At 32.0% G+C, this 24,508-nt stretch carries 20 protein-coding genes, 1 rRNA gene, 1 riboswitch and 2 other annotated features; of the genes, 4 read left to right on the top strand and 17 right to left on the bottom strand.

Going from position 1 to position 24,508, the window contains the following annotated elements:
* Positions 1 to 8: 8 nt before the first annotated feature.
* The 7 genes from G9F72_RS12835 to tyrS form a co-directional block, all read right to left on the bottom strand.
* Complete coding sequence (locus G9F72_RS12835; protein WP_164958742.1) at positions 9 to 848, bottom strand: carbohydrate ABC transporter permease; 840 nt, start codon at positions 846 to 848, stop codon at positions 9 to 11.
* A gap of 16 nt (positions 849 to 864) precedes the next feature.
* Positions 865 to 1,746, bottom strand: coding sequence for a carbohydrate ABC transporter permease (locus G9F72_RS12830; protein WP_224676111.1), 882 nt, complete (start codon positions 1,744 to 1,746; stop codon positions 865 to 867).
* 116 nt (positions 1,747 to 1,862) lie between these two features.
* Entirely contained in the window at positions 1,863 to 3,170 is a 1,308-nt protein-coding gene (locus tag G9F72_RS12825; protein ID WP_164958744.1) for an extracellular solute-binding protein, read from the bottom strand.
* A 146-nt stretch (positions 3,171 to 3,316) separates the two neighbouring features.
* Positions 3,317 to 4,117: a response regulator gene (locus tag G9F72_RS12820; RefSeq protein ID WP_164958745.1), complete on the bottom strand. Its 801-nt coding sequence runs from the start codon at positions 4,115 to 4,117 to the stop codon at positions 3,317 to 3,319.
* Positions 4,104 to 5,906: a histidine kinase gene (locus tag G9F72_RS12815; RefSeq protein WP_164958746.1), complete on the bottom strand. Its 1,803-nt coding sequence runs from the start codon at positions 5,904 to 5,906 to the stop codon at positions 4,104 to 4,106. Before G9F72_RS12815 ends, G9F72_RS12820 begins: the two co-directional genes overlap by 14 nt.
* A gap of 213 nt (positions 5,907 to 6,119) precedes the next feature.
* On the bottom strand, positions 6,120 to 8,741 hold the full coding sequence (locus tag G9F72_RS12810; RefSeq protein ID WP_164958747.1) for a DUF5050 domain-containing protein: 2,622 nt from the start codon (positions 8,739 to 8,741) through the stop codon (positions 6,120 to 6,122).
* Positions 8,742 to 8,925: 184 nt separating this feature from the next.
* Positions 8,926 to 10,149 (bottom strand): tyrosine--tRNA ligase, encoded by a 1,224-nt coding sequence (tyrS, locus tag G9F72_RS12805; protein ID WP_164958748.1) that lies wholly within the window; start codon positions 10,147 to 10,149, stop codon positions 8,926 to 8,928.
* 60 nt (positions 10,150 to 10,209) lie between these two features.
* Positions 10,210 to 10,488 (bottom strand) — a binding site (T-box leader).
* A 343-nt stretch (positions 10,489 to 10,831) separates the two neighbouring features.
* Here tyrS and G9F72_RS12800 point away from each other — a divergent pair.
* A complete protein-coding gene (locus G9F72_RS12800; RefSeq protein WP_164958749.1) occupies positions 10,832 to 12,088 on the top strand; it encodes an ammonium transporter in 1,257 nt (418 codons plus the stop codon).
* Between the two features lie 184 nt (positions 12,089 to 12,272).
* Here G9F72_RS12800 and G9F72_RS12795 read toward each other — a convergent pair whose 3' ends face one another.
* Complete coding sequence (locus G9F72_RS12795; RefSeq protein WP_164958750.1) at positions 12,273 to 12,959, bottom strand: DUF554 domain-containing protein; 687 nt, start codon at positions 12,957 to 12,959, stop codon at positions 12,273 to 12,275.
* A gap of 132 nt (positions 12,960 to 13,091) precedes the next feature.
* Positions 13,092 to 14,234, bottom strand: a complete 1,143-nt coding sequence (locus G9F72_RS12790; protein WP_224676287.1) for an alanine dehydrogenase — start codon at positions 14,232 to 14,234, stop codon at positions 13,092 to 13,094.
* A gap of 315 nt (positions 14,235 to 14,549) precedes the next feature.
* Between G9F72_RS12790 and G9F72_RS12785 the strand changes: the two genes are divergently transcribed.
* Both G9F72_RS12785 and G9F72_RS12780 read left to right on the top strand, forming a co-directional pair.
* Complete coding sequence (locus G9F72_RS12785) at positions 14,550 to 15,320, top strand: hypothetical protein (protein ID WP_164958752.1); 771 nt, start codon at positions 14,550 to 14,552, stop codon at positions 15,318 to 15,320.
* Positions 15,321 to 15,370: 50 nt separating this feature from the next.
* Positions 15,371 to 15,620 (top strand) — a binding site (T-box leader).
* 134 nt (positions 15,621 to 15,754) lie between these two features.
* Positions 15,755 to 16,267 carry a tryptophan transporter gene (locus G9F72_RS12780; protein ID WP_164958753.1) on the top strand — a complete coding sequence of 171 codons (513 nt, stop codon included), beginning with the start codon at positions 15,755 to 15,757 and terminating at the stop codon, positions 16,265 to 16,267.
* Between the two features lie 156 nt (positions 16,268 to 16,423).
* Here G9F72_RS12780 and G9F72_RS12775 read toward each other — a convergent pair whose 3' ends face one another.
* The 5 genes from G9F72_RS12775 to G9F72_RS12755 form a co-directional block, all read right to left on the bottom strand.
* Entirely contained in the window at positions 16,424 to 16,564 is a 141-nt protein-coding gene (locus G9F72_RS12775) for a hypothetical protein (protein WP_164958754.1), read from the bottom strand.
* Positions 16,565 to 16,678: 114 nt separating this feature from the next.
* Complete coding sequence (locus G9F72_RS12770) at positions 16,679 to 17,125, bottom strand: DUF1499 domain-containing protein (RefSeq protein ID WP_164958755.1); 447 nt, start codon at positions 17,123 to 17,125, stop codon at positions 16,679 to 16,681.
* A 58-nt stretch (positions 17,126 to 17,183) separates the two neighbouring features.
* Positions 17,184 to 17,633: a MarR family winged helix-turn-helix transcriptional regulator gene (locus G9F72_RS12765; RefSeq protein ID WP_164958756.1), complete on the bottom strand. Its 450-nt coding sequence runs from the start codon at positions 17,631 to 17,633 to the stop codon at positions 17,184 to 17,186.
* Positions 17,634 to 17,807: 174 nt separating this feature from the next.
* Positions 17,808 to 17,935, top strand: a riboswitch (cyclic di-AMP (ydaO/yuaA leader).
* Between the two features lie 305 nt (positions 17,936 to 18,240).
* Positions 18,241 to 19,756: ribosomal RNA gene (locus G9F72_RS12760) — 16S ribosomal RNA — on the bottom strand.
* Between the two features lie 462 nt (positions 19,757 to 20,218).
* Positions 20,219 to 20,449: a glutaredoxin family protein gene (locus G9F72_RS12755; RefSeq protein ID WP_164957335.1), complete on the bottom strand. Its 231-nt coding sequence runs from the start codon at positions 20,447 to 20,449 to the stop codon at positions 20,219 to 20,221.
* Between the two features lie 321 nt (positions 20,450 to 20,770).
* Between G9F72_RS12755 and hydE the strand changes: the two genes are divergently transcribed.
* Complete coding sequence (gene hydE / locus G9F72_RS12750) at positions 20,771 to 21,826, top strand: [FeFe] hydrogenase H-cluster radical SAM maturase HydE (protein ID WP_164957336.1); 1,056 nt, start codon at positions 20,771 to 20,773, stop codon at positions 21,824 to 21,826.
* A 35-nt stretch (positions 21,827 to 21,861) separates the two neighbouring features.
* Here hydE and G9F72_RS27095 read toward each other — a convergent pair whose 3' ends face one another.
* From G9F72_RS27095 to G9F72_RS12740, 3 genes are all read right to left on the bottom strand, one after another.
* On the bottom strand, positions 21,862 to 21,996 hold the full coding sequence (locus tag G9F72_RS27095; RefSeq protein WP_263486896.1) for a hypothetical protein: 135 nt from the start codon (positions 21,994 to 21,996) through the stop codon (positions 21,862 to 21,864).
* Between the two features lie 81 nt (positions 21,997 to 22,077).
* The gene (locus G9F72_RS12745) at positions 22,078 to 23,853 is read right to left on the bottom strand and encodes a methyl-accepting chemotaxis protein (protein ID WP_164957337.1); all 1,776 of its coding nucleotides are present in this window, start codon (positions 23,851 to 23,853) and stop codon (positions 22,078 to 22,080) included.
* Positions 23,854 to 24,157: 304 nt separating this feature from the next.
* Complete coding sequence (locus G9F72_RS12740) at positions 24,158 to 24,496, bottom strand: chemotaxis protein CheX (RefSeq protein ID WP_164957338.1); 339 nt, start codon at positions 24,494 to 24,496, stop codon at positions 24,158 to 24,160.
* Positions 24,497 to 24,508: the final 12 nt, after the last annotated feature.

Raw genomic sequence — 24,508 nt, 5'->3', positions numbered from 1 at the left:
CTGTAATATTAACCTTTAATAGCACCAGAAATAAGACTTTCCTGAACTTGTCTGCTTAAAAGTATATATATTATTACTGTTGGAAGCGTTGCAATTACCATACCTGCACCAATCATTCCCCAGTCTGTGGCATATTGACCGGCTAGTGACATTATTCCTACTGTTAAAGTTCTATATTTACCACTGTTAACAAAGGTATTTGCGAACATTAATTCATTCCAAGTACCTAAAAATGTAAATATTGAAATAGTAGCGAGAGCAGGTTTTACTACAGGGAAAATAACCCTAAAGAAAGCCATATAAACATTGCACCCATCAATATATGCTGCCTCTTCTAGCTCCTTTGGTATGGATTTATAAAAGCTTACCAATATTAAAATACTCATTGGTAGTGCAAAGGCAATATATGGAATTAGCAATGCTGAATAAGAGTCTAGAAGCTTTAACTTGGTAAGCACTATAAATAGTGGTAGTAAAGCTGCATGAATAGGCACCATAATTCCTAAAAGGAAAAGGGACATTACTATATTATTATATTTCCACTTCATTCTAGCTATAGCATAGGCCGCCATGGAACTTAAAAGCCCTGAAACCACTACTGTAACTACAGTATAGAACACACTATTTGAAAAGTATTTTAATAGTCCCCCATTGATAAGGGCACCGCTATAATTTTCCCATCTAAATATCTTTGGAATCCCCGCTATGTTAGTATAAAAAATTTCAGTATTATCCTTTAGCGAAAACATTATCATCCATAATAGTGGATATAGTTGAATAATAGCAATCCCAAATAATATAATCATCAAAATAATTGAAGATAATTTCCACTTTATTTTCTTCTTCATTTTCAAACCTCCTAACTTATAGTGCTGACGCTGAATCTTCTGACTTTTTAAACATTGCTTGCACTACAAGACTCATAATCAAACACTCAAGTATAATAAAAAACGCTTGTGCACTACCATATCCATATGCACCTTTTTTAAATAAGTTTGCGTACATAACGGTGCTTGGCACCTCACTCGAATGGAATGGTCCGCCACCAGTCATAATATATACTAAATCAAAAGCTTTAAGTGAACCTATGGCTGAAAATGTTACACACACTTTTAATATAGGCATAAGCAATGGCAGGGTTATTTTGAAGGCAGTCTGAATTGCATTTGCTCCATCAATCCTCGCAGCCTCATAAACATCCTCTGAAATGGATTTTATTCCTGCATATAATATTAGCATGTGATAGCCTATATATTGCCATACTCCGGGAATCACGGTTGCTAAAAATGCAGTATCCTCTCTTCCTAGCCAAGGTAAAGCATACTTACCAAGACCAATTGACTTAAGAAATTCATTTAATAAACCATGGTCCCCATTGAAAATTTTCATCCATAATTGTCCAATAACCATACTTGAAATAACCACAGGAATAAAATAAATCGTTCTAAAAAATTCTTCAAATTTTACTCCCCTTGCAAGTATCATTGCCAGTACCAAGGCAATTGGTAGCTGAATAAATAGTGATGCAGCCACAAGTTTTAATGAATTAATAATGGATTTTTGAAATACTGGATCAGATAAAATTAATTTGCTATAATTTTGAAGTCCTATAAATTCCATGCTACCCATACCATTATATTTAAACAAACCATAATAGGCAGTTATAACTATAGGTAATAACACTACTAAAAAATATATGATAAATGTTGGAACTAAAAACACAGCAATAGCTTTTTTATTATACATTAGCTTATTCAAAATATCACCTCAACCCATAAAATTTTTATTAATATAGGCTGTCCCCTATTCTATGTATTTTAGGGTGACAGCCTAGATTAAAATTGTGTGATTAATATATTATTTTATTTCTGTAATGCCTCTTGATGAATTTTCATGAATTCTTTAGGGGTGATTTTACTATTAAATAGAGCTTGAACTGCTTCTAAGTGAGCAGTAGTTGGTGCTTCATCAAGTGAAGTATCCCAAGCTAGAACACTTGCTTTTGAAGTTTTAACTTGCTCAGCTATTTGGATTGTTAGAGGATTTAATTTACTGTTGTCTATTTCACCTTTCCATCCTGAGAAACCAAGACTATTTTCTGCAGCACCTTTACCCATAGCTTCATTTATATATTTTGTAAACTGGACTGACTCATCTTTATATTTTGTGTTTGCATTTACCCAGAAGGATTCTATAAATCCACCTGCAAATTCATCTGTATTACCTTTTCCTGATGACATAGGAATTTTAGCTGCAACAATCTTATCTTTAACTGCAGTATCTTTGTTTGTATACACGTTACCTGCAAGCCAACTTCCCATGAGTCTCATAGCTGCTTTACCTGCAATAAAGGTAGCATCTGCTTCATCGTGTGATGTAGCGAGTGGGCTTTTTCCAAAAGCTCCAGCTGCACTTAATTCACTTAATTTTCTAGCTGCTTCTGCAAAACCTGGATCATCGAAAGCTGCACTGCCACTTAAAACTGCATTTATCTTTTCAGCTCCTACTTCTCTTAATGCTAACGCTTCGTAAACAAACGCAGCATTCCATCCATCTTTAGCGCCCACCACGAGTGGAAGCACTCCCTTTGCTGATAATTTCTTACTTGCATCTAATAGCTCATCGTAAGTTGTAGGAATTTTTACCCCATTTTTATCAAACAATTCTTTGTTACAATATAAAACCATGTTCCATGAAAACATTGGTAATGAATAAGTCTTTTGATTATATTGAAATGCTGTTGTTGAACCTGGGATAATTTTATCTAATGTGCCATCCTTTACATATTCATCTAGTGGTAGTAATTTACCTGATTCTGCTAATTTCCTTGCTTTTCCTCCACCCAAGTAGTAAAAAACGTCTACTGCTGAAGTATTGCCTGCAAAGGCTGTGTTTATCTTTGTTTTATATGCTTCTGTATCTAAAGTATCTGTTTTTATAGTTACATTTTTATGTTCCGTCTGATATTTCAAAACTGCTGCATCGTATATTTTCTTTAAGTCATTTGAATCATTGCTCCATTGGTGCCATACATTTAGCGTTATCTGTGTATCCTTTACCACAGTGGCATCCTTAGTTGCGTTTGAATTTGATTTCCCACATCCTACTAAAGTCACAAGTAATGAAGCTGTTAATAATCCTGTAAAAGTTCTTTTTAGAAGCTTATTCATTAATAGTCCCCCTTTAATTCATTCACAAATTGGTACCCTTAAAACGTTTTCATTTAACTTATAAAAGCATCTTATAGGACTCCTTAATGAAATTATATAATATATTAATCTTCTGTTAAATTCAAAATTTCTATATAAATAGTTAATTATTCTACTAAATATTTCATATTTCTATATTCATTGATTGATTTTCCTGTATGCTTTTTAAAACAAATACTAAAATAATGGGCATCATTAATACCTACTTTTTCTGCTATTTCATAAACCTTTAAATTTGTATTATTAATATACAAAATGCTTTTATTTATCCTAAGTTTTGTAATATACTCCGTTATACTTTCTTCCATTTCCTGTTTAAATACTCTACTTAGATAACTATAATTCATAAATAAACTATAAGATATTGTACTTAAGGATAAATCACTGTTAGTAAGATTTTCTTCAATATATGCTATGATTTTTTCCACTGTTTCACTAACTTTTTTGTTATTATTTAGTTTAATAAAAGGTAAACCTCCACTTAATTGCTTTTTCATTGCATTATATTCATTGAAATATTTTCGCTTATCTTTAATTTCACCTTTTAGTTTCAATGCGATTTTAATAACTTCCTCACTATTAATTGGTTTTAAAAGGAACTCCGTTACACCTAGCTTTATAGCTGTTTTTGCATATTCAAATTCCCTATGCCCTGTAATAATGATAATTTTTATATGCTCATATTTTTCACGTACTTTTTTACATAGCGCAAGACCATCCATAAAGGGCATACATATATCTGTAATTAAAATATCCGGTGGATTCTTTTCCATAAGTCTTAAGGCTAATTCGCCTGATTCAGCTTCTCCAATTATTTCAAAGCCATGTGTTACCCAATCTACACTAAGTTTTATTAAAGCTCTCTCTAAATATTCATCATCTACTATTAACACTTTAGTTGTCTCCATTTGCTTCCCCCTTTACCATAGGAACTTTTATGGTTATCTCTGTACCTTCATTTATTACGCTAGTTATACTTAAAGGGTTTTCTATATTATAAAAAATCGAAATTCTCTGAACAGAACTGTAAATACCAAATCCGTTTTTATTCACTTGAGATTTTCTACTTAATATTTCCACTATCTTATCAGAACTCATACCAATACCATCATCTTTCACTATAAAAACTAGCATTTCCTCTTTTATGTACGCTTTAATTTCTAGGTTTCCCTTTCCATGTTTATTTCTTAATCCATGGTGTATTGCATTCTCTACAAAGGGTTGTAAAATAAGCTTTAGTATTTCAATATTGTAAATTTCTTCTTCTATTTCATAGGTGACAGAAAATTCCCCTTTATACCTTATATCAAGTATTGTAAGGTAATTTTTAATACAATTTATTTCTTCTTCCACCCTTATAATCTCTTTACCACTACTTAAACTAATCCTGTAGAATTCGCCTAAGGATTGGGTTATTTTGAAAGCACTCTCGTTATCTTTTAATAAGGATAGAGCACTAATTGCATCTAGGGTATTATATAGAAAGTGAGGATTAACTTGAGCTCTAATTAAATTCAATTCATTTCTTCTTATAACCATCTGTTCCACTTTAACTTTATTTATTAATTCCTCTATCTCAATAATCATGGAATTATAGCCCCTTTTTAATTGAACTATTTCATCCTCTCTATCTATATCTATTGCCATAGTTGTAAAATCACCTCTCTCAGCCTTCCCCATATAATGTTGCATTTTTATAAGTGGCTTTGTAACAAGCTTTGTAACATATACAGCGCCTAGTGAAATAAACAAACTATTAATAATAAGTATAATTATAGAAATAATTCTCATAGTACTAATATCCTTAGATAATTCGCTTATAGGCATAATACCAACAATTTTCCAATTAGAATTTTTTGAAGTAGTAAAGCATATTATATTTTTAGTATTTCCTATGTTTTTAACAGTATATCCTTGTTTTTCCACAAGCTTCGGAATTAGCTCTTTCTCAAAAGATTTATCCTTAATAAGTGGGTTAGTAATATACTGTCCCTTTTCATCCATTATAAAAAATTGAGACTTATATTTATTGCCTATGTCCTCAAAACCCTTTTGAATAGTATCCTCATCTACATTAACTATCAAAGTAGCTACTTTTTTCATAGTGTTAATGTCATTTATCACCCTAACTAAAGATATATAATTATGATTAGGGTCCCTTGCTATTGCTCCCCCAGCATTTACAATCCACCTCATATCTCCTTGTAAATTTATGATCTCATTGTACCAAGGTGCATGTTCAATTTTGTCAACAACCATAGGCTTTAGCACATATTTTCCCATGGAATACTTATTGTCGTAATTATCAAAAACATATACAGATGATATATACTCTCCAGACAGCAGCATATTTGCAAGATATTTATTTAAAACGCTTTGGATATTATACTCGATGCCCTCAGATTTTGAACGCCTTAATGCATCTTGAACACCTTTATCAAAAAATATTAGATTAGAAAATTCAGAAACATTTCCCAAAATATATTCTAGATTCTTAACTAGTGCATTCAAGGTCTGAAGTGAAGTCCTGCTAATATTATTTTCTACAATTCTATTATTTATTGCATTGTACACCACATAGCTTATTGAAAGAGAAAACAGCAGAATTACTAGATATATCGTATTTATTTTTGTTCTTATTTTAAACTTGAGAAAACGTTTATATAATCTAGATACTAGTTTTTTAATTATATTCAAAATGAATACCGCCTTTCATTAGTGAAATAATCTCCTAGTTTTAGTATATAATAAAATAACATTCCGTCAAATTTATATTTATTAATAGAGTAAATAATATTTAAAATCTATTCTTTTTTTAAAATTAAATTACTCTTTTGAGACTTTATTCTCAAAAAAAAAACCAGCATTTCTGCTGGCTTTCTCTAATTTATTGTGTTTGAAATGTGCAATTTATCTTACATCCCATTTTACAGGCAAATGTCTGTAGTAGCCGTCTATCACCTTTGCTTCTGCTTGCTTAGGTGATTCAATATTTTGTCCCATAATTGACTTTAAACTGGCTTGTTTTACGTCTGATACTGCAATACCAACCTTTTCACCGTAACCATTGTCTATAAGTCTATATAAAAACTCCGTCTCATCCACCACATAATATTTGTTATCCCCTATAATATTAGGAAAATAAGTCACTCCACTTCTTAAAATTGTATTAGATTCCCCATCTATTTTAAGATTACTTAAATCTCCATTGTCATAATCTGAGTAATAAATATATCCACCTGATACATTAAGAAATACCCCCGCTTTATCCCCTACTTTTTCTCTAGAAGTACCATTAGTTTTAATTTTATAAATCTTATATTCTTCAGCTACATTTGCATAATATATCCATCCATCCTCAACATTTATATATTCAGAACTATCATCATTTATTTTAGCTCTTCCTTTCCCGTCTTTTGTGATTTTATAAATTTTAGAATCATCATCAAAATTTGTATAATAAATAAAGTCCTCTTCTATATTAATATCATAAGATGTATCATTATTTAACTTAGTTTTAGAACTACCATCAGTTTTTATTTTATATATAAATCCATCCTCATTATTAATATAATAAATCCACTCATTTTCAACTGTAATCTGATCTACAAGGTCATCACTTAATTTTGTCCGCTCTGTTCCATCAAACTTTATCTTATAAAGCTTACCTTCATCTGAAAAATTACTATAATAAATCCAATCACCTAATATATTTATATATATAGCAGTATCATCGCATATCTTTGTTGCCTTATCATTACCTACAGTTACCTTATAAAGTTTGTCTGCATCCTTATTTTCATTATAATAAACCCATCCATCCTTTTGTGCTACCATTCCTAGATTTATAATATTTCCAGAGGTATTTCCTCTAGTTTCTTCAATGTTTAGTGTAAGCTTTACTTGCTTATCATAACCTAATACTGTGCCATAAAGCTCACATAAGCCTGCTTTTCTAGTATCTGCTTCTGCATTCCATACTACAGCTTTGAGTACCTTGCTTCCATCCTCTAAGGTAGCAGTTACAATCCTTGGCAAATAATATCTAGTACTTCTCTTGACTGAGGCTTGTATATCTTCTACCTGAGTAATTTTCATTAAATCAGATGTAATATGTATAACTTTTAATTTCCACCCGTCATACTTATTAATTGAATTTTGATTTTTTCCCCATACATCTAAGATATATGTTCCTTCTGGAATATTACTTAAGTCATAATCTATTTTGTCACTATATTCTGTTAGATTTGTAAGCCATTTGTTATTTACTGTATCATATAGGTGAAGCTTATATTGTGTACTTTCAGTAGTTCCCTCTACACTATCTATTTTAAGCTGATCATTTTTAGCATAATCAGATTTAACCGGCAATAAATTACCTGCAAGATTTAAAGCAGAATTAGCAGCTACTGTTACATTGAAAGGATACGCATCATCATAATCACCATATTGATTCTTATATTTACCCGGTACTCCGGATCTTCTTACCCTAATTGCAAAGCGATAAGACTGGGGTTTCAAATTCAGATTGCTAATATCTACTTTAACAGGCTCCTTGGCATTTGTAGCTTTTGTCCAGCCACTTACCATGTCCTCATTGTTAATTAATTCCCACTTACCGTTCATAGTTGCGTCGCAAGTATAAAATAATTGATACTGAACCAGTCCGCTGTACTCCTTAGAACTTATAAAAAATTCATTATTATCTTTTTCTACAAAGGGATAATGCTCTAAAGACACTATGTCAACTTTAGGTATAGTCTCATTTATAACATTGATAACACTTAGTTTCCAACCATCATATTTATTAGTTGAACCAACATTTTTTCCCCAGACATCCACTATGTATGTTCCAGCTGGAATCTTACTTAGATTGTATTTTATAGTATCACTATACTCTGTTAGATTAGTCATCCATTTATTATTTTTAACATCATATAAATGGAGCTTATATTGTATATTTGATGTATCTGTACTTGTCCCTTGAATCACTAAGCTATCACTGTTGGTCAAGTTATTTTTATTAATTATCATGTTCCCATTTAAATTAATTTCCGAAGTTTTTAGAACATCCATGGTGAATGGATAAGCGCTATCGTAATCTCCATAGGAATTACTATATGCACCTTTTACTCCAACTCTTTTAACTCTTATGGCAAATCTATAATAATCTGCACTCAACTTTAAATTACTAATATCTACCTTTTGAGGTTGAAAAGCATCTACAGGTCTTGTCCACCCATTTGACATATCAATGTTATTGATTAATTGCCATTTGCTCCCCATAGTTGTTTCACAAGTATAGAATAGTTGATACTGAACCTTACCAGTATAATCCTTGGAAGCTATATAAAACTCATTATTGTCTCCCTCAACAAATGGAACATGGTCTAGCGAAACAATTGAAACCTGTGGTATTAGCTCTGCAGCTGAAGCCACCAAAAAAATAGGATTTTCAATTGTAATTCCACCTACAATCAAAAACCCTATAAACGTTAATAGAAGTTTTTTAATATTAATTTTTTTCCTCATTAGTTACCCCCTGATAATTTTTTTAGCTTTTGTAAACATATTTTGTACATACTTTGTACACGTATTGTACATGTATTGTAGCATATGTCCTATTATTTAGTCTAGAGGTATATATTTCCTGCGTACCCACTTTTTTAAATGATTTAGCTTTTAAAAAGGTAAGGACCACCCTCAATGGCGGTCCTTAATTAACCATAATAATTTTCACAAAATTTCTTTTACCACATTGTATTACATCTCCGTCACTTAAATCAAGTACGTTATCTATGGAGATTTTTTCTCCATTTATTTTCACTGCTCCTTGCTCAACAAGACGTCTTGCTTCCCTATTGCTTTTAGCGAACCCCATGTCAGTAATTATTTTTAAAATAGTACTTTGTTCATTTATGGTAGAGTTCTTTATAATCACTATTTCTTTAATATCATCTGGGATATCTTTATTTTGAAATACTGTTTTAAAGTACTCCTGGGCCCCCTCAGACGCTACCCTCCCATGATATAATTTAACAATTTCCTTAGAAAGTTTCATCTTTATATCCCTTGGATTAATTTTACCACTTTCTAATTGTCTTGCAATTTCTTGTATTTCATCTGGATGAATATCAGTAGCCAAATCGTAGTATTTTATAATTAATTCATCTGGAATGGACATAACTTTACTATACATATCATTACAGTTCTCATCTATTCCAATATAGTTTCCAAGACTTTTGCTCATCTTTAAGGCTCCATCTGTTCCCTCTAAAAGAGGCATGAATATTGAAATTTGTTTATCTTCGCCATATTCCTTTTGAAGGGTTCTTCCCATTAAAATATTAAACCGTTGGTCTGTTCCACCAAGTTCAATATCCGCTTTTATTGCTATGGAATCATATCCCTGCATTAAAGGGTACATAAATTCATGAATTGCAATTGATTGCTGTGCTTTGTACCTATTTTTAAAGTCCTCTCTTTCCAGCATCCTGGTTACTGTGTATTTTGAAGCTAATGTAATAACATCTTTAAAATTCAATTTTGATAACCACTCACTATTAAATTTAACCTCTGTTTTATCTGGATCTAGTATTTTAAACATTTGTTTTTTATAAGTTTCAGCATTTAACAATACTTCATCTTGAGTTAGCTCCTTTCGAGTTTTTGATCTTCCTGAGGGATCCCCTATCATCCCAGTGAAATCTCCAATAATTATAATAACCTTATGGCCTAAATCCTGTATTTGCCTCGCCTTTCTTAATACTACCGTATGTCCTAAATGAATATCTGGTGCGGTGGGGTCTAGTCCAAGCTTCACTATAAGCTGCTTATTACTCTCGCCTGCTTTAATAAGTTTTTGCCTTAACTCCTCTTGGTCTATTATCTCAGTTGTGCCTTTGGATATAATTTTGATTTGTTCATTAATATTAATCATTTTAATTCCTCCTATTTTTTATAATTTCAAAAAACAAAAAACTCCCATCCTCTAGAAAATCTAGAGGACGAGAGTAAAATCCCGTGTTACCACCCCAATTTATTAATATGTTACCACATTAACCTCTTAAAGTACGGCACAAATATGCGCTTATACTATAGCACTTTAACGGATGCAAGGATTCCGGCAACAGCCTACTACCACATAAAGATAAATCTTCAGTGGATTTGGTGTGCAGCTCAGAGATGTATTCATAATACTATTCTTTGCTCCTTCTCAGCTAGGGGAGCTCTCTGTAAAAGAAACTGTTTTACTACTGGTTCTCATCACAGCTTTTATTATTTTAATTGTTTAGTTTAGAATATGAAACCATTATTTTAATGTTAATAAATATTATAATCCTAATTTCAAGAAAAAACAACTGGAAAATATGTAAATTTAACAATTCTAAGAAAACAAATGCTTATCTCCTAATTCGACAATATTTAAACGTTTTCATCGCCTTAAGGGCTTAAATCATACTTTTCTTATAAGAAGAAAAATGTTATTATACCTCGGTGAGACAAACGTGTCACAGTAGTGACATTTTTGTCTCAATTTTTCTAATTTATATGCATATAAATTATTCTTTAAAATAAAAACATTTATAACTTCATAAAAACATATTAATAGGGGGAAAATAATGGCTCAATTATCTACAAAAGAAGGGGTTAAGATCGCTCCTAAAACCAATGTAAACAAAGGTTTATTAATATTTTTATTGTTGTTTTTTATAGGTGCTGCACTCATTTTAATACCCAGCATAAATCACAACGTGTCAACTAGTATGTCAGCAATTAATGCTGAAAGTAGCACAGTTCATCAAACAACCCTGCAAAATAGTACCATTTTTGATACGTTAAAATATGAGCGTTCTATTCATATTTTAGCAATGCTACTTGTTGGTTTTGGTTTCCTTATGGTTTTCATAAGAAATCACGGCTATACTTCAATTACTGCAACATTTCTTGTAGTAAGTATAGCTATCCCAATGTATATGATCATAAAGAGTTTTGGTGGAGAAGGTTTTTCTATGTCAACTATAAGCATTGATACTCTTATTTTTGCAGAATTTGCTGCTGCAAGTTTGCTTATAGCAATTGGTGCTCCTCTTGGACGTTTAAAAATGGATCAATATATTATAATGGGATTATTATTTGTACCAGCTTACATATTTAATGAATGGCTTGTACTTGAAAGCGGTATATTTAAAGGCTTTCTTGATACTGGTGGTTCAATTGTTATACATGCTTTTGGTGCCTACTTTGGACTTGGGGTTGTAGCAAATACCTTTTCTAAATTTAAAGATGATGTTATTTGTGAAAATAATAAAAGTTCTAATCAGCTTTGTCTACTTGGAAGTATGATATTATGGCTTTTCTGGCCATCCTTTACAAGTGCAATAGTAGCTCCAGAAAGAGTTGTATTAACTGCAATAAACACTATTTTTGCACTATGTGGTGCAACACTCGCAACATACATATTCTCAAAGATAATCAGAGGAAAACTAGAAATAGAAGATATAGCAAATGCTGCCCTTGCTGGTGGAGTGGCAATTGGTTCTACTTGTGATATGACAACACCTGGATATGCTATGCTTATAGGCATCGCTGCAGGAGCGCTTAGTGTAGTTGGCTACAGTATCATTGCCCCTAAACTTCAAAAGCTTATAAAGGGAACTGATACCTGTGGAATTAACAATTTACATGGAATGCCTGGAATCCTTGGCGGCGTAGTGGCAATATTTATAACTGGAAATGCTGAAATTCAGCTACTCGGAATATTTGTTACTGTAGGTGTAGCTTTCATATGTGGACAACTTACTGGTGCGGTTATCAGTTTGCTTGGTAAAAAAGAGATGCCCTATAGTGATGAAGATGAGTTTTTCGTAGAGGGATAGTATATTCTGATGGTGTTTTTCGTATGTATCTACTATAAATGAAGTAGGAGCTAAATAATTAATTATTTAGCTCCTACTTCATTTATACATATAATAAGATTTTTTAACTGATTTGTCCAAACTTACCCTAGAACATCTTCTAATCTATCATTTAAATACACATAAGAATCAAAAACTCCTTGATTTAAAACCCAATAATGGTTTTTATTATGTAATATAAAAGAGGCATAAAAATAGCCGGAAGCATGTTGCCAACTTTTATTCTTTTAATATCCAGCATGTTTGCGCCAATTGCTACAATAAGTAGTCCCCCAATAGCAGACATTTCATTTACTACAGAAGCTATCAAAAATTGTTTCATAAGTGAAGCGGTTAAAGTTATGATACCTTGATATATAAAAACTGAAATAGCCGAAAAACATACTCCTATTCCTAAAGAAGATGAAAAAATAATTGCAGATATACCATCTAGTAGTGATTTAGCGTAAAGTATACTATGATTATTAGTAAGACCACTTTCTAAAGAGCCCATTATGGCCATTGCGCCTACACAATATACCAGACTAGCTGTTACAAATCCATTGGATAAGCCCTTTTGCTTTGAGAATCTTCGCTCTAGAAAGGCTCCGATATTTTCTATACCCTTTTCAATTTTCATTATTTCACCAATTAATGTTCCTAATGTAAGGCAAATAATTAATAGAAGTATGTTATTCACCTGAAGTGCACTCTTTAAACCAATAAGAATTACAGATAGTCCTAACGCTTTCATAATCGTCTCATTGTATGCATTGGAAATTTTATTCTTAAATAGTGACCCTACTAGTCCCCCAACTAATATTGATAACGAGTTTACAATTGTACCCAACATAAACATCCCCCCTAATTCCATAACTTTAAATTAATTATAAACGTAAAAATTATTCTTTTCCACTAAAAAACACCAGTTTATTAGAATTTTTTCTAATAGCCTGATGCATAGAATTTTACATTTTCTAATATCTTATATTACTATATTTACCATTTCATTGCCATAGTCATCTGTGATTTTTTCAAAACATTCAATTGTCCCTCGGTATATTGCCCTATTAAAATAATCACTATTACTTAAATCAAAATCTTCAACAGAATACCCTATAAGATTTTGTACAATATATATAAGCTGTTTTCCATATAAATCCATGCAAGCCTCTGGTGTAACCCCCGGCCAAGCATTACAGCTTACTACTGTTCTACGATTTTGTGTTTGTAAACACTTTGGCACCGTGCTATACTCCTCATCACTAGGGTAAATAACATTTTTATCTAATGTTCCATGGGGTATACCTTCTACTGCCTTTATCTGAACATAACTAGCCGTAATTAAATATGGATCTGCTGTTAAATCTAAGATTATAGAATGCTCTTTTAAATATCCTAATAATTCATTACTGACAACATATTTTGTTGCATCACCTCTGGTAGTTGCATCTACTAAAATGTCTGTCTTTTTCAGGATTTTTATCATCTGTTTTTTATCATGGGTTATATTTCTAGGTAGCATCTTAACAATTACTCCTCTAGTTTTCTCTTGAAGTATAGCTTCATTAAGTTTGTTATTCCCATATTTTCCTGCCATTCTTGCAGCGGTTAAACCAACTCTGCCCATTCCCATGATACTAACAATTATAGGTTTTCTTTCTTCAATACAGATATTTTCATAATTTTTGACCAGCTCAGTAAATGCCAAATTAATTCCATTTTCAGAAGTTCCTTCATAATTTACAACCATTCTTTCAAGAAAATCATTTCTAATAGAATCCATAGAAACTGCAAATATGCTCTTTTCTTTAAGCTTTTCAACTCTAGTTGCTCTAGTTGCATAATGAAGCATACTAAGTAGTGTACTTCCTTCTTTCATATACTCAATTTCTTCAAACTCTGGTGACCTTAAAACAACAACTATATCTTTTTCATAACATTCTTTTTTAGTTACAAATTGTATTTTTTTGTTATTATTTGAATAATCTTCTTGTGTATAACCTAAAGCAGAACCATATCCTTGTTCAAGAAATATTTGTACTCTTTCAGTTTTAAGTGTATCAAAAAAAGATGGCAAAAAATCTCTTTTCTCGTTTATTTCTTTATGCATTCTTGGAAAACCCATAGTTTTCAATAATATCATCCTCCCCCTATTTGTTTCGTGAATAAAATAGCTATCAATTGATAGCTTCAATAAGTTATTTAATTTTAAACTTTTTCTATCTTTGAAAATTAGATGTAAAAATAAAAGATTTTTTTGAAGTGAATAGAACTTGAGATTGTTTTTCTTTAAATTCTATTAGGAATAGTGTAACCCTGATTATTGCTAACTTTTGACAAGTAACAATTTGCATTGTATAATTAAGTTGTTACTTGCTACAGTTTGATTATACAATGCAAATTGTAAATTAGCAATGTTATATTAGGAGTTGTTCGATTTATGAAATATTTTTTAGATAATTATATTAAAAAAACTAATTTTGATTTTATTTTAACTATTGATTGTGAAGGATATAATTTTGATAAGAATTTAAAAAATAATGTACTAAACTTAGAAAAACTATTAAAATTGAATTCTGACAACAACATATATACCCTTTTATTTATAACTCCATTTTTTGCTAAAATGATGAATGAGTTAGATTTAATAGAAAAGATAAAGAAAAATTACAAAGTTATATTTGGCCTTCATATTCATCCGAATAATTTACCGGACTCTATAGAAAAGCTTTTCCCCTTCATAAAAAAGGATGAAGATTTAATAGCTAAGTACTCTTATGATGAACAAAAGCTAATAATAAAACAATGCTACGAATATATTTTGAAATTAGGAATTGAGCCAATTGAAGCTTTCAGAGGAGGATATTTTTCAATAGATGATAATACTGAAAAAATATTATTTGAAATATCCCCCATAAAGTATGAATCTCATAATATTTACAGACCTGAGTACAAAGTAACCGAAAATGTTTTAACCTCTTTACCAGTTTACGCAGAAAATGAAAATGAGGAGTTAAGATTGGAGTACTTTAGTATTGAAAAGCTGTCAGAAATGCTTACAAAAGGAATCTTGGAAAACAAAAAACTTTTTGGTATAACTCATAGTTATTTATTAGATTCAAATGATTTTCATTATAAGCGTGATAACATAAAGCTAGACATTCATGAGCGAATGAATATTTTAATTGACATTATTAATAATAATAGATAAAAAATACTATTTACATTTAATTATTTTAATGCTACAATCATTCTTATATTATAAATTCGTTGAACAGGAAGAGTAGTTAAAGCCATGCAATTTCAGAGAGCTGAGGACAGTGTGATCTCAGTATTGATAACTTTAGTGAATGGACCTGCTAGAAGTAACCCGAAATCAGATTTTGAGAGTAGTAGTTACCGGACGCCCACTGTTAAAAGGGCTAGAGCATTTTAGTGCTTGAAGATTAAATATGCACGTTTTTTTTGTAGCATAATTTAGGTGGTACAGCGAATATCCTTCGCCCTAATACAGGGCGGGGGTTTTTTTTATTTTAAAAAATAAACTGAAAGGTGGTGGTTAATTTGATGTACTGAAAGATACTTGCACTTAGAAAAATAACAAAACCAATACATCTAAATTATTTTGAAAAGGAGCTAATTTTTATGAAAACAAATAAAATAGTAATGACTTCTCTATTCCTTGCAATAGGTCTTATATTGCATCAAATTACACCAGGTATATTCCTCGGAATAAAACCAGATTTTTTATTAGTATTTATGATCTTATCCATAATTTTAACCAAAGATTTTAAAATCGCCTTTATTACAGGAATCGTAGCAGGTGTTTTATGTGCCTTATCAACCTCATTTCCTGGTGGGCAATTACCTAATATTATAGATAAGATAATAACCTCAATGGTTGTATATGTCATATATAAAAACTCAAAAGCAGATTCTCCTCTTAAGTTAACAGGTATTTATTTTCTTGGAACTATAATAAGTGGAAGCATTTTTCTAGGTTCAGCCCTTATTCTATTTGGTTTGCCAGCGCCATTTTTAATACTATTTGTATCTATAGTTCTTCCTACTTCAGCACTTAATTCATTTTTGGGATTCTTCCTGCATAAACTTATCCTAACTAACCCAGCTCTTAAGAGTAAATTTATTAATTATTAATAAAAAAATTACAGCTAATGTCAAATAACTCTTTCGTATTTTTCAAATTTGTTCACTTAGTTTAATTTAATTAATTTATTTTTTAAAATAATAAAACCCTCACTTTTTATGTGAGGGCAATATTTCATAAAATCTTATATATATTTTTTAAGGATTTTATTTTTGCTTAGGATAATATTTTTTAAAAGCATCTTCATAATCTTCTGGTTTTTTAAATTCCTGAACCTCACTTATAAAAGTTTTTTTGCTAACCTTTTGCTTTTCTTTTCTTACTTCTCTATTATTTTCATTATCCAAAATAACGCCTCCACTTAATTACTCTTGGCAGAAAGGAACTATTATATGCTTTAACTTGTTACTCTTATAGTATTACCAACATTAGAAAAAATATATATATCCTTCCTTGAAATTTTATTTATAATATAATTCTCTTAACTTGTTATACCTCTCTCTATTTAGCCCCATATCAGAATATCCAATCCTTGAAGCTGATCTAATTTGGATAAGTTTTTTGCTTTCATCAAAGTAAAATTCTACATCGTCATGATATTTCATTATTCCAGTTGTAAAAACTACATATATATAATTTGTATCATTTTTAACTATCTTAGCATTTCCATAGTTTTCAATAACTTTAATCATCTGCTGCTTTGAATCATTTAAATTTCCTTTAAACTCAAGTGGTTCAACTTTCTTATCTTTTTCTTCTGTTTGTGATGAGACTGCATTTGGTTTATTGGGCATTTGGGCTAACTTTCCGTTAGTTACCCCTAAATTATTTGGAGTTAAATTGTTTTTTACCACCATATAAATCACAATAGCTCCCATTACACCTATTACTCCAGTTAGAATTTTCATGTTTACATCTCCTTTATCATATTTAAATTTAATTATTTGTAACCCTTTGACTTCTTTATTAGTACCTATAGTTCTCAATTTTATCTATTTTTTTCAATAAGGCATCAAATTCCTTCATATACTCCAAATACTCCTCCATTGTAACTTGTGTAGTGCGAGTTATTTCATTTGGAACATTAGAAGCTTCCTCCTTAAGTTCTTTACCTTTTGTAGTAATGTGAATATAAACCTTTCTATCATCCTTTTCATCCTTTATTCTGCATAACTGTCCCTGACTTTCTAATTTGTTCAGTATTGGAGTTAAAGTTCCTGTTTTCATCTTTAAATTATTACTCATACTCTTAAATGATATCTTTTCATGTTCCCATAGAATTAACATAACCAGATATTGTGGATAAGTTAAATTTAAACTATGGAGTATTGGTTTATATAATCTAGTCATAGCCTTAGATACTGAGTAAATTTTAAAACAAAGATGATTACTTAATTTTAAATCATCGTACTGCATAAACACCATCCTTACCAAATTTAAATTTATATATTTGAAATCAAAATCGTATTCGATTAATCTTATAAAATAACATATTATAGCACATATTTTACATAAAAACCAATTATTCATATGTTCCCAATATAACCATTTCTTAGCATAGATTAATTTGTCGTTTTATGTTATAATTTAGATATTACATTGCCGAATCTCCTAAATAGAGAACGGGGGATTTCTTATGGGGTGAATCTCTTATTTATAGCAGGGTGCCTTTAACCCGAATCCGTCAACTCACCTCGCAGGCTTATGAATGAGGACTCGTTCTTATTAAATTAAATTTTAAAACTACTCTGTTAGCTTTATCCTTAGCTTTAGTTAGTAGCAGCTCTTTATATGCTGCTTCATATAAAGTTAAATCAGGTGACACATTCTATAAAAATTATAACAAAATATTAATAAGATAATCAAAAAAAATAAAATGACCAATTAATAACACTGCTCAGTGTTATTAATTGGTCATTTTATTTTTCAGACTATTAGTCTCTCAAAATTAAACAGAGAATAGGTTACGAGTAATTACAGTAGATGTTTTGCATTGACCGAGGTCTTTGCATCTACTCCCTAGAAAGGAGGTGATCCAGCCGCAGGTTCTCCTACGGCTACCTTGTTACGACTTCACCCCAATCATCAATCCCACCTTCGGCCGCTGGCTCCTTACGGTTACCTCACGGACTTCGGGTGTTACCAACTCTCATGGTGTGACGGGCGGTGTGTACAAGGCCCGGGAACGTATTCACCGCGACATGCTGATTCGCGATTACTAGCAACTCCGGCTTCATGTAGGCGAGTTGCAGCCTACAATCCGAACTGGGATGAGTTTTTGAGTTTGGCTCCACCTTGCGGTCTTGCATCTCTTTGTACTCACCATTGTAGCACGTGTGTAGCCCTAGACATAAGGGGCATGATGATTTGACGTCATCCCCACCTTCCTCCCGGTTAACCCGGGCAGTCTCACTAGAGTGCTCAACTTAATGGTAGCAACTAATGATAAGGGTTGCGCTCGTTGCGGGACTTAACCCAACATCTCACGACACGAGCTGACGACAACCATGCACCACCTGTCACCCTGTCCCGAAGGACTTCGCCCATCTCTGGGTTATGCAGGGGATGTCAAGTCTAGGTAAGGTTCTTCGCGTTGCTTCGAATTAAACCACATGCTCCGCTGCTTGTGCGGGCCCCCGTCAATTCCTTTGAGTTTTAATCTTGCGATCGTACTCCCCAGGCGGAATACTTATTGTGTTAACTGCGGCACCGAGGTTCGACCCCCGACACCTAGTATTCATCGTTTACGGCGTGGACTACCAGGGTATCTAATCCTGTTTGCTCCCCACGCTTTCATGCCTCAGCGTCAGTTACAGTCCAGTAAGTCGCCTTCGCCACTGGTGTTCTTCCTAATCTCTACGCATTTCACCGCTACACTAGGAATTCCACTTACCTCTCCTGCACTCTAGACACCCAGTTTCAAATGCAGCACCCAAGTTAAGCTCGGGTATTTCACATCTGACTTAAATGTCCGCCTACGCATCCTTTACGCCCAGTAAATCCGGACAACGCTTGCCACCTACGTATTACCGCGGCTGCTGGCACGTAGTTAGCCGTGGCTTCCTCCTCTGGTACCGTCATTATCGTCCCAGAAGACAGAACTTTACAACCCGAAGGCCTTCATCATTCACGCGGCGTTGCTGCGTCAGGGTTTCCCCCATTGCGCAATATTCCCCACTGCTGCCTCCCGTAGGAGTCTGGACCGTGTCTCAGTTCCAATGTGGCCGATCACCCTCTCAGGTCGGCTACGCATCGTTGCCTTGGTGGGCCGTTACCTCACCAACTAGCTAATGCGCCGCGGGTCCATCTCAAAGTGGAAACTCTAAAGAGAATCCTTTGATGTCTCAATCATGCGACCAAAACATATTATGCGGTATTAATCTCCCTTTCGGGAGGCTATTCCCCTCTTTGAGGCAGGTTACCCACGTGTTACTCACCCGTCCGCCGCTAATCCACCCCGAAGGGTTTCATCGCTCGACTTGCATGTGTTAGGCACGCCGCCAGCGTTCGTCCTGAGCCAGGATCAAACTCTCAATTTAAAAGTTTACACTTTTTATTTGAAATGAATAATCTGCGCCAACTGTTAAGCTGGTTAGCAAGCTCATTACATACTTTTTAGTCTTACGACTAAAATTACTTTTTTATCTAAAGTAATTAACTGGTCTAACGAAATATTATTTCGCTATTTTACCTATTTCTCTGTTTAATTTTCAAAGACCAATTTAAAATGTTTATTCGTCACCAAGTGACTACTCTTTGTATTCTATCAGTTAACATTGTACATGTCAACGTTTTTATTGGTTTATTAATGTTTTTTATTGGTTTATTAATGTTTTTTTTATTGGTTTATTAATGTTTGATGACATTTCACAACAACACCCCACTAATTTTATTCATGAAATCTATCTATAATCGTTATATAATTTACTATAAAATAAAAAGAAAGCTAATAGTTAAAACTATCCATTGCTTTCTTTTTAAAAAATCTATTTTTATTTTTTTTATAATTTTAATAGCGCAACCACTTTTTCCTTATCAAAGCCAACCATTTCTTCTCCGTTTATATCTATTACTGGCACTCCTCTGTATCCCTTTTTTATAAGTGCTTTTTTTGCTTCAGGATCTTCAGAAATATTATGCTCTATAAAATCAATATTGTTTTCGTTAAAAAACTCCTTAGCCATATGACAATATCCACAACTATTACTTGTATAAATTTCAACTTTATTCATAAATGATCTCTCCTTTATTCTTATTCCTATAACTTGAATCGTATGCAATTAATCTATACCTTGATAATAACATTTTTCCTCACATAAGTCAATAATAATTATTCACTAATGTACTTTATTAGTATATACTTAAATTCACTAATATATTATAAATTTTTTTTATTTATCTTTACATATATTTTTAATAATATTATGATAGTCTTAACACTATACCTTAGAGGAAAAACAATTGTTAATTGTTTTTTACTCCGGATAACAGAAAGGAAATAAGAGTTCATAACTTTTATTTCCCTCAGAGAAATACTAGGGGGTACCATAATAATGAAATTATTAGAAATCATAAATAAGGCAAAAACAGAACATATATTAAACAAAGAAGAAATCATCTCTCTTTTAATAAGCAATGATGTCGACCAAGAACTATTTAACGCGGCGGATGAAGTTAGAAACAAATATTTAGGTGATGAAGTCCATCTTAGAGGTCTTATTGAATTTACTAATATATGCAAAAGGAATTGTCTTTACTGTGGACTTCGCCGTGATAATAAAAAGATAATTAGGTACAGATTAACAGAAGAACAAATTTTAGACTTTGCTACTAAGGCTAAGTCCTTTGGTTATAAAACCATAGTGCTTCAAGGTGGAGAAGATGATTATTACACAAGTGATAGAATTGTTAGAATAATAAAAGGAATAAAAGATTTAGATTTAGCCCTAACTTTAAGTATAGGCGAAAAAACTTATGATGAATATAAAGCTTTTAGGGATGCTGGTGCTGATAGATATCTTCTTAGAATTGAAACAACAGACAAAGACCTATATGAAGAACTAGATCCAGGCATGAGCCACCAAACCAGACTGAATTGCTTGAAAATGTTAAGAGAATTAGGTTTTGAAGTTGGAACAGGTGTTATGGTTGGACTTCCAAACCAAACTATAGAATCCTATGCGGATGACATATTATTTTTCAAAGAAATTGATGCTGACATGTTAGGCATAGGACCTTTTATTCCAAATGAAGACACACCTCTTTCAAATGCTAAGGGTAAGGAGTTGACTATGGCACTTAAGGTTATGGCTATAACCCGTTTGCTCCTACCAGACATTAATATACCTGCAACAACGGCTATGGAGTCCTTAAATAAAAACGGAAGACTTATGGCCTTGCAAAGTGGTGCCAATGTTGTTATGCCCAATGTTACAGAAGGTGAATATAGAAAACAGTATGCACTATATCCTGGGAAAATATGTACCGGTGATACTCCTGCCCATTGTAGGGGTTGCATAACAGGTAAAATCACTAGCATTGGACGAAGAGTCTCTACTAATTATGGTTTTAGAGGAAATAAGATTACTAACGAATATGAAAATAAATGATTTTACAATAAAAAAAGAGCCCTAGGCTCTTTTTTTTAACGGAATGTTTTTTTAGCATCTTTTATTGGCTTATTATTAACTGGTTCATCTTCAGCATCCACAATTCCGGGTTTATTATGTCTCTTATTTAAATCATGTTGTATATTCATTTTTGTAGCTTTATTTGGCATTAAAAACTCCCCTTTCTAGGATTATATTAACCACCAAGGACAATTTTTATTCTAAACTTTTTATATTTGAAATTTTATATATTAAAGTTTGAACTTCTGTACTATCTCATCCAATTTAGCTACAATCTTCTCAAGATTTTCTGAAGTATTTGATATTTCTTCCATAGTACTAGTCTGTTCTTCCATAGATGCAGATATTTCCTGGGTTGAAGCCGCAGATTGTTCTGATATTGCTGACATTCCTTCTATAGCTTGTAATACCCTCTCTTTATTTTTATCTACATTATTGATATTAGAACCCAAGGTATCTATTTGAGAAATCATGTTAGCAATAGCTTTTTCTATAACATTAAAAGATTTTTGTGATAGCTCCATAGATAGGTTTGCTTCTTTATTTATAGTTGCTCCCTTATTTATATTCAATGTAACTTTGCTAATCTCTCCTTGAATTTCCACAATCATATCTGTAATTTCATTAGTGGCTTCTGCAGTTTTTTCAGCAAGCTTCCTTACTTCTTCAGCTACTACTGCAAATCCCCTTCCAGCTTCTCCAGCTCTAGCGGCTTCTATAGCAGCATTTAAAGCTAAAAGATTGGTTTGCTCTGCTACAGCCTGTATAGTGCTTATAACCTCTCCGATAGAATTTGATTTATTTGCAAGCATAGATATATTTTCTACTACTTCTTCATTATATTTGTTACTTTCCTTAAATCTTTCAGTAAGAAGCTTCATAGATTGTAGTCCCTCTGCATTTACTAATTTGGTCTCATTAGAATAATCTTTTAATAGCTCTGAACTATTTACAGCAGTATTAATTTCTTCCGCAAGATCTGCAAGTTCCCTTGCACCACTTTGAGCATCTTGCACTTGATTTGTCGCCCCCTTGGCTAGCTCCTCGATTGCTACAGATACCGCCTCTATAGATTGTACTGTTTCATCTGTAGCAATTGTCATATCTTTTGAATATTGAAGAACCTCTTGAGAATTGTTTTGTAAATTAATGGTGATGTCTCTAAGTGCACTTCTTAAATTAACAACCGCTTTTCCAATTATGCCTGTTTCATCTTTATAGTCTAAAACCTTTTCATAACTTTTATCATAAACTAAATCCAGTTTTGCGGTCTTATCCACTAGCTTACTTATAATTAAAATAGGATTAGATATTTTTTTACTAAAATAAAATGCAATGATTACGGATAATCCTATAACTAATATTACTAAAATGGAAAAATAAATTACACTTTCAACAAATGATTTGCTCAAAACAGTCTTTTCACTTAAAATAAATTTATCTATATCGTCCACATAATTACCTGTACCAATAACCCAATTAAAGTCTTTAAAGGCTTTACTGTATCCTCTTTTGGGTAATGGTGTTTGTTCCCCTTTTTTAGGAAACCAATAATCTGTATATCCGCCTTTTTCTTTTAAACCATTTTCTATAATTTCTTTGACTAGATATTTCCCTTTTACATCCTTTAACTCAAGTCTGTTTGTTCCTTCGGACACACCCCCAAGAAGAACTACATTTACTCCTTCAACGGTATCTATCCAAAAATACCCACCTTCACCATATTTCATTTCACGTGTTAAATCTGCTCCAAGTTTCTTAGCCTGTTCTAAAGTCATTTCTCCAGCTTTATATTTTTTATTAATACCCTCTAGCATGGTTATAACATTTTCTACTCCACTTTTGATTTTTTCATCATAATCATTTCTAACAGTAGTATCAATTGTTGTAATAGTATTATTACTTAGAACTGACATTCTATAGGCTGCCACTCCCCCAATTAATATTGCGGTTAGGAGTACAACTAAAATATTTAAAGCTATTATTTTAGTGCTTATTTTTTTCACCTAAAACCACTCCTTCTCTTTAGTGTCTTTTTTCTCATTTATATTCATATTTTTTAACTATTTCCACTATTTAATTATCGTAATATTTTAAAAAAACTTGATATATATTTCTTTTCTGCATAATATATGGTAATTTATTTAAATCATTTGCTATAGCTAGTAATCATAAGCATAAATCTTCTTATAAGCAAAAAAAAGATAGGGTTAGCCTATCTTTATCTAAAGGGTGGTTTTATTAATAATCGGACATAATATTAAGTACATATATATATTCGTTTCCATTTCAAGAAGGGTTTATCTATTATTAAAACTTATTAAATGCAATATTAATTTCAATTGGAATATTGTCAACAACAATGCTAATACATAAAACTTGATCAGTGTTCATCTTTGCTTCAAAATCATTTCCATGCATTAATGTTGGGGTTGAAATATTGATATTTGTTCCATTTTCCGCAAAATTAGTGCTTGCATTTGCAGTGAGCATATTTGAAAGCTCCGATAAAGCGCTTTGTGCCATATCATCTAGTTCCGTAACAGGATCTCCCATCATCATCACTGAGGCAATTTGTTTTGCACTTTCAACCTTAAGTGAATATATAATATTTCCTTTAATATCACCTACTATTCCTAAAATCATCATTACACCCAAGCT

The sequence above is a fragment of the Clostridium estertheticum genome (assembly GCF_011065935.2).
Classification (GTDB): Bacteria; Bacillota; Clostridia; order Clostridiales; family Clostridiaceae; genus Clostridium_AD; species Clostridium_AD estertheticum_A.
The sequence above is the reverse complement of the archived record's forward strand: the minus strand, read 5'-3'. Positions and strand labels throughout refer to the sequence as shown.